The organism is Mangrovimicrobium sediminis (assembly GCF_004745945.1).
GTDB classification, from domain to species: Bacteria; Pseudomonadota; Gammaproteobacteria; order Pseudomonadales; family Halieaceae; genus Mangrovimicrobium; species Mangrovimicrobium sediminis.
In genome coordinates this window covers 1-12,557 of record NZ_SRLE01000008.1, presented here as the reverse complement: position 1 = coordinate 12,557, position 12,557 = coordinate 1, and the positions used below count along the sequence as shown (strand labels likewise).

9 protein-coding genes are annotated in these 12,557 nt (G+C 68.0%); 4 read left to right on the top strand and 5 right to left on the bottom strand.

Features of this window, described 5'->3' with window-relative positions:
• Positions 1-150: 150 nt before the first annotated feature.
• A complete protein-coding gene (gene rfbA / locus E4634_RS11700) occupies positions 151-1,059 on the top strand; it encodes a glucose-1-phosphate thymidylyltransferase RfbA (protein ID WP_135444094.1) in 909 nt (302 codons plus the stop codon).
• Positions 1,049-1,597, top strand: coding sequence for a dTDP-4-dehydrorhamnose 3,5-epimerase (rfbC, locus tag E4634_RS11695; RefSeq protein ID WP_135444092.1), 549 nt, complete (start codon positions 1,049-1,051; stop codon positions 1,595-1,597). The genes rfbA and rfbC overlap by 11 nt, the downstream gene beginning before the upstream one ends.
• Positions 1,598-1,662: 65 nt before the next feature.
• On the opposite strand, the gene rfbB is transcribed toward rfbC, so the two are convergent.
• The 5 genes from rfbB to tfpB all read right to left on the bottom strand — a co-directional run bounded on the left by rfbB (position 1,663) and on the right by tfpB (position 9,551).
• Entirely contained in the window at positions 1,663-2,730 is a 1,068-nt protein-coding gene (gene rfbB, locus E4634_RS11690) for a dTDP-glucose 4,6-dehydratase (RefSeq protein ID WP_135444090.1), read from the bottom strand.
• A complete protein-coding gene (gene rfbD / locus E4634_RS11685) occupies positions 2,731-3,603 on the bottom strand; it encodes a dTDP-4-dehydrorhamnose reductase (RefSeq protein ID WP_135444088.1) in 873 nt (290 codons plus the stop codon).
• Between the two features lie 103 nt (positions 3,604-3,706).
• The gene (locus E4634_RS11680; protein WP_135444086.1) at positions 3,707-4,825 is read right to left on the bottom strand and encodes a glycosyltransferase family 4 protein; all 1,119 of its coding nucleotides are present in this window, start codon (positions 4,823-4,825) and stop codon (positions 3,707-3,709) included.
• A 2-nt stretch (positions 4,826-4,827) separates the two neighbouring features.
• Positions 4,828-7,698, bottom strand: coding sequence for a bifunctional [glutamate--ammonia ligase]-adenylyl-L-tyrosine phosphorylase/[glutamate--ammonia-ligase] adenylyltransferase (gene glnE / locus E4634_RS11675; RefSeq protein WP_135444084.1), 2,871 nt, complete (start codon positions 7,696-7,698; stop codon positions 4,828-4,830).
• Positions 7,699-7,775: 77 nt separating this feature from the next.
• Complete coding sequence (gene tfpB, locus E4634_RS11670; protein ID WP_135444082.1) at positions 7,776-9,551, bottom strand: type IV pilus assembly ATPase TfpB; 1,776 nt, start codon at positions 9,549-9,551, stop codon at positions 7,776-7,778.
• Positions 9,552-9,758: 207 nt separating this feature from the next.
• Between tfpB and argE the strand changes: the two genes are divergently transcribed.
• Positions 9,759-10,910, top strand: coding sequence for an acetylornithine deacetylase (argE, locus tag E4634_RS11665; RefSeq protein ID WP_135444080.1), 1,152 nt, complete (start codon positions 9,759-9,761; stop codon positions 10,908-10,910).
• Between the two features lie 629 nt (positions 10,911-11,539).
• Positions 11,540-12,557 (top strand): amino-acid N-acetyltransferase (gene argA / locus E4634_RS11660; RefSeq protein WP_135444078.1); only part of this gene is annotated, 1,018 nt, incomplete at its 3' end.

Sequence of the window (12,557 nt, the reverse complement as noted above, 5' to 3'; positions counted from 1 at the left end):
GCCGGCGCGCATCGTATTCGCGTCAGTAAACTGAAATTCTAAGCAGGGTCCGGACAAAAATCCACCCCGCCACACGGGCTAACGACTTCATCCGCAATTCGCAGCTGTTTTCGCTATAATCACGGCTTTTACGGGGTTATTTCCGCACATATGCCAGCACAAATCAGTTACAAAGGTATCATTCTGGCCGGTGGTACCGGCACCCGACTGCATCCCTTGACCAGCACGGTATCCAAGCAGCTGATGCCGGTGTACGACAAGCCAATGATCTACTACCCGCTGGCCACCCTGATGCTGGCGGGTATCCGCGAGATCCTGGTGATCACCACACCGCGCGACCAGGAGGCGTTCTACGAGTTGCTCGGCGACGGCAGCCAGTGGGGCATCCAGCTTAGCTACACCGTGCAACCGAGCCCGGACGGCCTGGCCCAGGCGTTCATACTCGGCGAACAGTTCATCGGCGACTCCATGGTCAGCCTGGTACTGGGCGACAACATCTTCTACGGCGGCGGCTTTACCGCGAAGCTGCGCAACGCCACCTCCCGCGCCAGTGGCGCCTCGGTGTTCGCCTATTACGTGCAGGACCCGGAGCGCTACGGCGTGGTGTCCTTCGACGAGCAGGGCATCGCCCGCGACATCGAGGAAAAACCGGCGCAGCCGAAATCCCACTACGCAGTCACCGGCCTGTACTGCTACGACAACGACGTGGTGGAGATCGCCAAGGCGGTCAAACCCTCGGCGCGCGGCGAGCTGGAGATCACTGACATCAACAAGCACTACATGCACCGCGGCGACCTCAGCGTAGAAGTGATGAGCCGCGGCACCGCGTGGCTGGATACCGGCACCCACAATTCGCTGCTCGACGCGGCCAACTTCATCCGCGTGGTGGAGGAGCGCCAGGGCCTGAAAATCGCCTGCCCCGAGGAGGTCGCCTACCGCATGGGCTACATCACCGCCGAGCAGTTGCTGGCGCTGGCGGCGCCGCTGGAAAAAAGCGGCTACGGCCTGTACCTGAAGAATTTGCTGGGCGAGGGAGGCGTGGTGTTCGATGACGTTTGAGCCCACACCGCTGGCCGGGGTATACCTGATCACCCCGAAAGTCTTCGGCGACGAGCGCGGTTTCTTCATGGAGACCTGGAACCGGCGCGTGTTCGCCGACGCCGGCTTCGATCTGGACTTCGTGCAGGACAACCACAGCCGGTCCGCCCGCGGCATCCTGCGCGGCATGCACTACCAGACCGAACACACCCAGGGGAAACTGGTGCGGGTCACCGCCGGCAGCGTGTTCGACGCTGTGGTCGACATGCGCCGCGACTCGCCCACCCTGGGGCAGTGGTTCGGCGCCGAACTGAGCGCGGAGAATCACCGCATGCTGTGGGTACCCCCGGGCTTTGCCCACGGTTTCCTGGTGCTCAGCGAGTACGCGGACTTCCTCTACAAGTGCACCGACATCTACCACCCGGCGAGCGAGGTTTCGCTGGCCTGGGACGATCCGTCGGTGGGTATCGAGTGGCCGCTGCCGGCCGGTGAAGCGCCGCAGTTGTCGGCCAAGGACAGCGAGGGCCTGCCCTTCGACCAGGCGCCGCGACTGGCCTAGGACGTTCTGTTCAGCCGCTGCGGCTCCGTCCTGCTGCAGCGGCGCGTCCCTCCGCCAGCAGCGCCTCACTTCACCAGCAGCGGGCGCCACCAGTCCTCGTTGGCAAGGTACCAGTCGATGGTTTTCGCCAGGCCGCTCTCGAAGCTTTCCGCGGGCGTGTAGCCCAGCTCCCGGCCGGCCTTGGCCGCGTCGATGGCGTAGCGCCAGTCGTGCCCGGCGCGGTCCTCCACGAACTGCACCAGGGAGTGCGCGGTGGCGCCGCGGGCGGCGGGCGCGTCGGGGAAGCGCTGCGCCAGTTGCGGGTCGGCGGCGAAGCGGGCGTCGACCTGCTCGCACAGCAGCTCGACGATGGCCAGGTTGTTCCACTCGTTGTTGCCGCCGATATTGTAAGTCTCGCCGACCACCCCCTGCAGCAACACCTTCTCGATGCCGCGGCAGTGATCCTCCACGTACAACCAGTCGCGGATGTTGCTGCCGTCGCCATACACCGGCAACGGCAGGCCGCGCAGGATGTTGGTCAGGCACAGGGGGATAAGCTTTTCCGGGAAGTGGAACGGGCCGTAGTTGTTCGAGCAGTTGCTGGTGGTGACCTGCAGGCCGTAGGTGTGGTGGTAGGCACGCACCAGGTGGTCCGAAGCCGCCTTGCTCGCGGAGTACGGCGAGTTGGGTTCGTACTTCTGCTGCTCGTGGAAGCCCGGCGCATCCGGCGCCAGCGAACCGTAGACCTCGTCGGTGGAAACGTGGTGGAAGCGGTGCGGGCGCGGCGCATCGCCGCCCAGCCAGTGGGCGCGCGCCGCCTTCAGCAGGCTGTGGGTGCCGACCACGTTGGTCTCGATAAACGCATCCGGGCCGCTGATCGAGCGGTCGACATGGCTCTCGGCGGCGAAGTGCACCAGCGTGTCCACGTCGAACTCGCGCAACGTCGCCAGCACCCGGTCGTGGTCGCAGATGTCCGCGTGCACGAAGTGGAAGTCCGCGCTGCCCTCCAGCGACGCCAGGTTGGCGCGGTTGCCGGCATAGGTCAGCGCATCGTAGGCCACCAGGCGATCCTGCGGGTGTTGTGCGCGCCAGTAGTGGACGAAGTTGGCGCCAATGAAACCGGCGGCGCCGGTGACCAGCAGCGAGCGTGACATTCAGGACTCCTCGATCTCGCGCAACATGTGGCGCAGTTGCTCCCGCCAGTGCACCGGCGGCAATTCCAGGTCGCGCCAGCTGGCGGACTTGTCGAGCACGCTGAACGCGGGCCGGCGCGCGGGGGTCGGGTAATCTTCGCTGGGTATCGGCCGCACCGCGGGCAGGCGCGCCAGCAGGCCCAGGCCCTGGGCCTCCTCGGCGATGGCGACGGCAAAGTCATACCAGCTGCACACGCCGGCGTCGCTCCAGTGGTAGGTGCCGGACAGCTGCGGCCGAGCCAGCGCCGCCCAGCAGGCGTCGGCCAGCCCGCGCGCCCAGGTGGGTGTGCCGACCTGGTCCGCCACCACGTTCAGTGCTTCGCGCTCACCCATCAGGCGCAGCATGGTCCTGACGAAATTGGCGCCCAGCGCCGAATACACCCAGCCGGTGCGCAGGATGACCGCAGCGGGTAGCGCTTCGCGCACGCGCAGCTCGCCGGCCAGCTTGCTGCGGCCGTAGGCACCCAGCGGGTTGGCCGGCGCGTCCGGCGGGTAGGGTGTGGAGGCGCTGCCGTCGAAGACGAAGTCGGTGGAGACATGCACGAAGCGGGCGCCGCTCGCGGCACAGGCCGCGGCCAGGTGGCCGGGGCCGTCGCCGTTGATGCGCAGCGCCTGGGCTTCCTCTTCCTCGGCGCGATCGACGGCGGTGTAGGCGGCGGCATTGATCACCGCATCCGGGGCGTGCTCGGCAAACACCACGCGCACCTGGGCGGCATCACCGATATCCAGCTCCGCCCGCGACAGCGCGATGCACTGGCAGCCGGCCGGAACGCTGCGCTGCAGTTCGCGCCCGAGTTGGCCGCCGGCGCCGGCGACCAGTATCTTTCCTTGCAACCCTGTTCCCCTGCCCGTTCGCGTCGCCGAAAAGCGGCCATCTTACTATCTGCGCCGGGCCCAGCCTACCCGGATTGGCCCACCAGGGCCTGCCCGCGCAGACTCAGGCGAACCACTGCTCGATCTGCGCCAGGGCGGCGGGCATGCGCGCGCCGAGGTCGGTGAGGCCGACAAACGCGGCACCGGTCTCGCGGCACTGGGAGCGGAATACGCCGTCGAACATACGCAGCAGTGCGCGCTCGAGGTCGGCCGGCTGCAGCGGCTCGGGCAGCACGCTACCGGCGTGTGCCTGGGCGATGTGCTGCGCGTAGCCGCAGTTCTGTGAAGTGATTACCGGCAAACCGGCGAGCAATGCCTCCAGCAGCACCCGCCCCACCGGGGCCTCGCGCGCCGGGTGAATCAGCACGTCCGCGCACGCCATCAGTTCCGGCAGGTCGTCGCGCCAGCCGAGGAAGTGCACGGCGTCGCCGACACCGAGCTTGCGCGCCAGGTGGTGATACCGGCGCGAACGCTCGCCGCCGGCCACCAGCAGGCGCAGGGCCTGGTGGGGCTGCTCCTGGCGCGCCGCGGCCAGGCTGTGAATGGCATCGCCCAGTCCGTGGCGCTCGAAATCGTTGCCGGCAAACAGCAGCACCAGCTCGTGTTCGGCCAGCTGCAGCTCTGCCCGCATGCGGCGACGCAGTCGCTGCGCGTCCGCGGGGGGCCGGCGCGCCGCGGCGACACCGGGCGGCAACGTGGCGCTGCGCGAGGCCAACTGCGGGTAGGTGCTACAAAACGCCTCGCGCTGCAGCTCGCTCTGGAACAGCACGCGGGTAGTTGCCTGGGGGCCGCACACGGCGGCCTCAGCCTGGCTGAAATACCGGTACGCACCGCCGCGCCGGGCGCTCCAGCCGCTGCGGCCTTCGGCCTCCTGCAGATAGCAGCCAGCGCTGGCGAGCAGGACGTCGAGTCCGGGCATGGCCTGCAGGCCGACCACGACATCGCTGGAGGTACCGGCAAGCTGCTGTTGCACGGCCTCGACAAAGGCGGCGTGGCGGCGGTGCGCCGAGCGACCGCGCGCGGCAATCTCGCGCAATACGACACCTTCGGGCAGCTCTGCCCGCCAGTCGCTGGCAAACAGGGCGCAGTGGTGGCCGCGCTGTACGGCCTGCGCCAGGAACTCGTGGGCATCCAGGCGTGCACCGGCGTCATCGCCGGCGGGAAGCAGCAGGGCGATGCGCAAGTTCAGTCCTCCGCGAACAGCGAGCGCCACGCCGCTCGCACCTGGTCGCGCTGTGTGGCAAACAACGCGGCATCCACCTCCCCGGACTCGCGCTGCAGCGCGAGCTGGTGGGCCGCGCCGCGGTAGGCGAGGTAGGCCTCCCGCAGCGCATCGGCCGTCGCCTGCGGCAACAGGCCGGCCTCGCCCAGTGCCTCGAGGATGCGCACGTTGTCCGGCCACTGGGCCAGCTGTGGGTGCGCATGTGACCAGGCGAGCACCGCGTACTGCGCCATGAACTCGATGTCCACGATACCGCCGCTGCCCTGCTTGAGGTGAAAGCGTTCCGGCGCCTCGCGCGGCAACAGGTGTTCGCGCATACGCCGGCGCATGGCGACCACCTCGTCCGCCAACGCCGCGGTATCGCGCTCGCGACAAAGGATTTCCCGGCGCAGGTCTTCGACGCGTCCGGCAACCTGTCGGTCACCGGCGACGTGGCGCGCGCGCACCAGCGCCTGGTGTTCCCAGGTCCAGGCGTTGTCGCGCTGGTACCTGGCAAAGCCCTCGACGCCGGGCACGAGCACGCCGGAGTCCCCGTCCGGGCGCAGGCGCATGTCCACTTCGTAGAGCTGGCCCAGCGGCATGCGCGCCTCGAGGATGTGGATCATGCGCTGCGCCAGGCGCGTGTAGAACACCGCGTTGGCGATGCTGCGCCCGCCGTCGGTGCTGCCCTGGGCGGCGGCGTCGTGCACGAAGACCAGGTCGAGGTCCGAACCGTAGCCGAGTTCGATGCCGCCCAGCTTGCCGTAGCCGAAGACGGCGAAGGCGTAGCCGCCGTCCTCGCGCGCCGGCTCACCGTACTTGCGCGTGAGATCCGCCCAGGCCACCGCGAGCACCTGTTCCAGCACCACCTCGGCGATCCAGGTGAGGTTGTCGCTGACTTTCATCACCGGTAGGCGACCGGCGATCTCGCTGGCCGCAACCCGTAGCACCTGCGCCGCCTTGAAGTAGCGCAGGGCATCCATCTGCGCCTCGAGGTCGTCGGTGGCCAGGCGCGCCACCTCCTGGCTGAGCAGGCTGCGCAGTTCATCCCGGCCCGGCGCGCGGTAGAGGCTAGCGCGATCCAGCAACTCGTCGAGCAGCGCCGGGTGGCGGCTCATCTGCTCAGCGATCCACGGGCTGTCGCCGCACAGGCGTACCAGTTCATCCAGTGCCGGCGGGTTCTCCAGCAGCAGCACCAGGTAGGCGCTGCGCCGCGCCACCGCCACCACCAGCGGCAGCAGGCGCTGCAGGGCGAGGTCCGGCGCTGCCGACTCCGCGGCGCAGGCGCGCACCAGCTGCGGCATGAACTGGTCCAGGCGCTGGCGACCCTCGGCCTGCAGGGCGACCACCCGCGGGCTGTCGTGCAGCGCGCGCAGGGACTCGCAGGCGCGTCCCGCGTCGGCATAACCCAGTGCCGCCAGCGCCGCGGACTCCAGGTGTTCGCCCCAGAGCAGGTCGGCGTCATCCTCGGCGGCGCCGCTGTCCGCCTCCTCTTCCGGTGGCGCAATCAGTGCATCGAAGTGGCCGGCGACTACCTGCAACTGTGCATCGAGGGTGGTGCGATACGCGGTCCAGTCGGCACAACCCATGACCAGCGCCATGGCCGCGCGCGGCACATCGTCCACCGGCAGTTCCTGGGTCTGGCGGTCCTGGTAACCCTGGATGGCGTGCTCGGAATCGCGCAGGAACAGGTAGGCGGCGCGCAGTTCGTCCACCGCCGCGCGCGGCAGGCAGCCCAGCGCGACGCACTCCTCCAGCACCACCAGCAGCTCGCGCTGCTGCAGGGCGAGGTCGCGCCCGCCGCGAATCAGCTGGAAACACTGGGCGATGAACTCGACCTCGCGGATACCGCCGTGGCCGAGCTTGACGTTGTCCTGCAGGCCGCGGCGGCGCACTTCGGCGCTGATCATCTGCTTCATGCTGCGCAGGCTCTCGATTACACTGAAATCCACGTAACGGCGGTAAACAAAGGGGCGCAGCGACTGCATCAGCTCGGCCACACGGGCCGGCTCGCCGGTCACCGGGCGTGCCTTGATCAGGGCATAGCGCTCCCAGTCGCGTCCCTGCTGCTGGTAGTACTCGTCCAGCGCGGCGAAGCTGTGCACCAGGGCGCCACTCTCGCCGTAGGGGCGCAGGCGCATGTCGACGCGAAACACGAAACCGTCGGCGGTCTGCTGGTCCAGGGCGGCGATCAGGCCCTGGCCGACACGGGTAAAAAATTCCTCGTTGCTGATACAGCGCCTGCCACCGCTGGTCTCGCCGGCCTCCGGGTAGGCGAACACCAGGTCGATATCCGAGGAGACATTAAGCTCGCCCGCGCCCAGCTTGCCCATGGCGATGACGATCAACTGCTGCGGCTGTCCGCTGCGGCGGCCGGTGGGCTGGCCGAAGCGCTCTTCCAGTCCGGCCTGCACCCGCGGCAGGGCCTCGCGAATACAGGCGTCGGCCAGCGCCGAGGTCTCGCCGATGGTTTCCAGAGTGTCCGCGAGGCGGCAGAAATCGCGCCACAGGATGCGCACCATCTGCCGCTGGCGGAAGCGGCGCAACACCGGCTGCAACTCGGCACCCTCGGCTGCCAGGGCGTCGCGCAGGCTCGCGTGCAGGGCTTGGGCACTTAGCGGTTGCTGCAGTGCGGTGTCGGTCAGCAGTTCGAGGAAAGCCTGCGGTTGCCCGCGGCCGTACTCGGCCACGAATCGGCTGCAGGCGAGCATGCGCGGCAACTGGCCGCACACCGGCTGCGCTGCGGCGGCGCGTTCCAGGGCCGCAGGATCCGCGGCGCGCTCGAGAATATTCTGCCACGCGGACTGCGCCTGCTCGGCCAGTGGGGCGGGTAAGCTCTGGACGTCCAGGGTCATGGGCGGCTCTCTATGTCGTTATTGTCGCCTGGCGGCTGTGTGTTTCGCCCGGTGCCGGGACCGCGCGGCCGGGAGCATCAGGCCTCGAGCGCGGGAGCCACCCGCAGTACTTCCTCGATAGTAGTCTGGCCGCGCGCCACGCGGGTGGCACCGGACAGGCGCAGGGTCTTCATGCCCTCGCGCATGGCCACGTAGCGTACTTTGGTCGACTCCAGGTGCGAGTGAATCTCCGCCTGCACCCCGGCGCTGCTGACCAGGATCTCGTAGATGCCCTGGCGGCCGATGTAGCCGGTCTCGCGGCACGCCTTGCAGCCCTGCGGCCGCGCCACGCGCTCCGGCGGCTTGGCGCGCCAGGGCGCCGTCAGCTGTTGCCAGGCGTCCGTGTCCAGGGGCTCCCAGGTCTTGCAGTGGGGGCACAGGATGCGCACCAGGCGCTGGGACATGACGCCGCGCACGGTGGCCTTGATCAAATACGGCGGTACGCCCAGCTCGAGCAATCGCGACAGGGAACTGGGCGAGTCGTTGGTGTGCAGCGTCGACAGCACCAGGTGTCCGGTGAGTGCCGCCTGCACCGCCATGTTGGCGGTCTCCAGGTCGCGGATCTCGCCGATCATGATGATGTCCGGGTCCTGGCGCATCAGTGCGCGCACACCGGAGGCGAAGTCCAGGCCGATAGCGTGGTTGACCTGCATCTGATTGAAGGCGTCCTCGACCATCTCGATCGGGTCCTCGATGGTGCACACGTTCACGTCCGGGGTCGCCAGCTGGCGCAGGGTGGAATACAGGGTGGTGGTCTTGCCCGAGCCGGTGGGCCCGGTGACCAGGGCGATGCCGTTACCCATGCCGGTCATCTGGTGCCAGCGGGCGAGGTCGTCCGCGGCCAGGCCCAGCTGCTCGAAACTCTTGTTCATCATCTCCGGGTCGAAGATGCGCATCACCAGCTTCTCGCCGAAGGCAGTGGGCAGGGTGGCCAGTCGCAGCTCGACCTCGTTGCCCTCCGGCGTGCGCGTCTTCAGGCGCCCGTCCTGGGGCCGGCGCTTCTCCGCGACGTCCATGCGACCGAGAATCTTCACCCGGCTGGTGACCGCGGCGCACACCTTGCCCGGCAATTCATAGACCTTGTGCAGCACGCCGTCGATGCGAAAGCGCACATGCCCCACCGCGCGGCGTGGCTCGACGTGAATATCGCTGGCGCGCTGCTCGAAAGCGTACTGCAGCAGCCAGTCGACGATATTGACGATGTGCTGGTCGTTGGCGTCGGGCTCGCGCATCGAACCCAGTTCCAGCATCTGCTCGAGGTTGCCGGTATTGAGGCGCTGTTCCAGCTGCTCCGCGCCGCCGGCACGGTGTACCGAGCTGGCCATAGTGTAGAACTCGGCGGTGTGGCGGGTGATGTCGCGCGGGTCCGCCAGCACGCGGGTCACGCGCTTGCGCAGCACGTGCTCGAGGTTGTTCTCCCAGGCGTTGATCCAGGGTTCGGCGGAGGCGATGGTCACGGTGTCGGCGTGCACTTCCACGGCGAGGATGCGGTGGCGCTCGGCGAAGGCGCGGGACATGACCTCGGCCACCGCACCGACGTTGATCTTGAGCGGGTCGATGCTGTACACCGGTTGCCCGCAGTGTCCGGAGAGCCAGGCCAGCAGGGCATCCATATCAAGCAGCTTGCCCGGGCGGGCCAGGTCCTGCAGTTTCTGCTCGGCAAGCACCACGAGCGGGTGCAGCGCCACCAGCGACTTGTTCGATACCTGCTGCAGGTCCGCCTCGCTGATGCGGCCGTCCTTCACCAGCTGGCGGGCCACGCTCACCAACTCCAGGCGGCGCTCGCCGCTGCGCGTGCTTGTTTCTGTCGCCATATCTGGATCGACCCCGTTGCCCGTTGCCGGCCGGTGCGCAACACGCTCCCGACCGGCGACTATGCTAGCACAGCGCACTACCCCACCCGCGCCCACGACTGTGCAAAACACACCTTTTTCCGGCAGCGCCAGCCCCTTGGCGGCGCGCCCGGTTGTGTCTAGACTGGCCGCACCAACCCACCTCCCCGCGACACAGCGCAGGCTTCCATGGCCGACACCGACCGCTTGATTCTCGACCGCCTGCGCCAGCTGGTGGGCACGCCCTCGGTCAGCTCCACCGACCGCGACTGGGACCAGGGCAACCGCGCGGTGGTCGACCTGCTGGCCAACTGGCTGTCCACCATGGGCTTTGCCACCGAGGTCCAGCCGCTGACACCGGGCGGCGAAAAGGCCAACCTGGTCGCCGTGCGCGGCTCCGGCCCCGGCGGCCTGGTGCTCGCCGGCCACACCGACACGGTGCCCTTCGACGAGGGCCGCTGGAACAGCGACCCGCTGCAACTGGACGAGCGCGACAACCGCCTCTACGGCCTGGGCAGCACCGACATGAAGGGCTTCTTCCCCCTGGCCCTGGCCGCCGCCGCGCGCTTCGCCGGCAAGCCGCTGAAACAGCCGCTGATCATCCTCGGCACCGCCGACGAGGAGAGCACCATGTGCGGCGCCCGCGCCCTGGCTGCCGCCGGCTGGCCGAAGGCGCGCGCGGCGATCATCGGCGAACCCACGGGCCTGGTGCCGGTGCGCATGCACAAGGGCATCATGATGCTCGGCGCACGCATCTCGGGCAAAGCCGGCCACTCCTCCAACCCGGCCCTGGGCAACAGCGCCCTGGACGGCCTGCACGCCCTGATGGGCGAACTCCTCGACTACCGCCGTGAACTGGCCGAACACTACAGCCACCCGCTGTTCGAGGTGCCCTGCCCCACCCTCAACCTGGGCCGCGTGCACGGCGGCGACAGCCCGAACCGCATCTGCGGCCACAGCGAACTGCACTTCGACCTGCGCATGACGCCCGCGGGCAGCAACGCGGACGTCCTCGCTGAAATCCAGCGCCGCGCGGCGCGCATCGCCGGCGAGCGCGGGCTGCAGATCGAGGTGGGCCAGCTCATCGAGGATGTCGAGCCCTTCGAGCAGGCGGCGGACTCGGAGCTGGTTCGCCTCGCCGAAAAGCTCTCGGGGCACAGCGCAATCGCGGTGGCCTTCGCCACGGAAGCGGGCTTCCTGCAGCAAATGGGCATGGAGACGATTGTCATGGGCCCGGGCTCGATCGACCGCGCGCACCAGCCGGACGAGTTCCTGCCGCTGGACCAGATCCACCCCTGCATCGATGTGCTGGAGCGGTTTATCGGGCATTACTGCCTGTAGTTGCGGCGCTGGTTCCGCCTGGTTCTGGCGTGGGGTGGTTCATTCTGCACTGGGCCAGCTGGGCTACTTGCTCTGACGTCCTGGCTCTTGGCTCTTGGCTCCTGGCTCCGGCCATCCATGGCCTCGTACATTTTCCGAAGGGGGATAGCCACTCGCTGTCCTAGGGTATTTCTCTGGTAGAACTTCGGTTTGCGCAGCAGGTTCTCGGATCAGGTTGGCGGAGCAGGTGGGCGCCTTGTTCGCTGGAGCTTGAAAGGACTATGCGGCGTTGATCCAAGCCGTCTGAGCAAGTGGCGTAGAACCGAAAAGTCGAGTCCGAGCCGGTGAAGGCCCCTGCCCGGCTTCGGGGCGTCCGAGGCCATGTACGCTTTTTGGCGGTCCCGGAGCCGGGCAGGGGCCTTCGCCGGCGTCCCGGGACCACACCACTTTCAGCAACAAGCAAAATCTCCAGCTGTTCTACAACCCACGAGCAGACTCGCCAAAAGAATCAACCCAGAGCGACCTGCACTTGGATCCCGGGTGAGACACGGCGAAAGGGCCAAAGTAGCCCTGTGCAAAATTGCCCTTGGGGAAATCGCCCGCCATTCGGTACCCTAACCGCCGACTAAACCGACACAGGCGAACAGCAGGTGAGCGAACAGGGCGAGGAGCATATTCGCTGGTTCAGGAACACCGCACCCTACATCAACATGCACCGGGGCAAGACCTTCGTGCTGATGCTGGGGGGCGAGGTGGCGCAGGACGCGAACTTCCGCAATATCATCCACGACATCGCACTGCTCGAGAGTCTCGGCGTGCGGCTCGTGCTGGTTCACGGCGCGCGGCCGCAGGTTGTCGAGCGGCTGGCGGCGGCCGGGGTCGAGGATACCCTGCACAACCAGGTGCGGGTGACCGACGCCGCGGCGCTGGAGTGCGTGAAGGAAGCCACCGGTGCGCTGCGCGCGCAGTTCGAAGCGCTGCTGTCGATGGGTCTGCCCAACTCGCCGATGCTGGGTGCCAAAATGCGCGTGTGCAGCGGCAATTTCGTCACCGCGCGGCCCATGGGCGTGATCGACGGCGTCGACTTCCAGCACACCGGCAAGGTGCGCCGGGTGGATGTCGAGGGCATTCGCTACCAGCTGGAGCACGAGACCATCGTGCTGGTATCGCCACTGGGCTACTCGCCGACCGGCGAGATTTTCAACCTGTCGCTGGAGGATGTCGCGGTGAATTGCGCCGCGGCGATCGGCGCGGACAAGCTGATCCTGTTCGGCGCCAACATCGGCGTGAACACCGCGGACGGCACGCTGGTGCGCCAGGTGGCGGTGGGCGAGGTCGACGCGATCGAGGCCGCAGACGCGGAGCAGGCGACGTTGCTGCAAACCGCACGCCGCGCCTGTGAGCTCGGGGTGCCGCGCGCGCACATCATCGGCTACCGCGAGGATTGCGAGCTGCTCGAGGAGCTGTTCACCCACGACGGCTGCGGCACGTTGGTCTCTGCAGTGGATTTCGAAACCAGCCGGCGCGCGCAGATCGACGATGTCGGCGGCATCATCGAGCTGATCGAGCCGCTGGAGGCGCAGGGCGTGCTGCTCAAGCGCTCGCGCGAGCTGCTGGAAAACGAGATCGACCGCTTCCGCCTGCTGGAGCGCGACGGGCGCATCATCG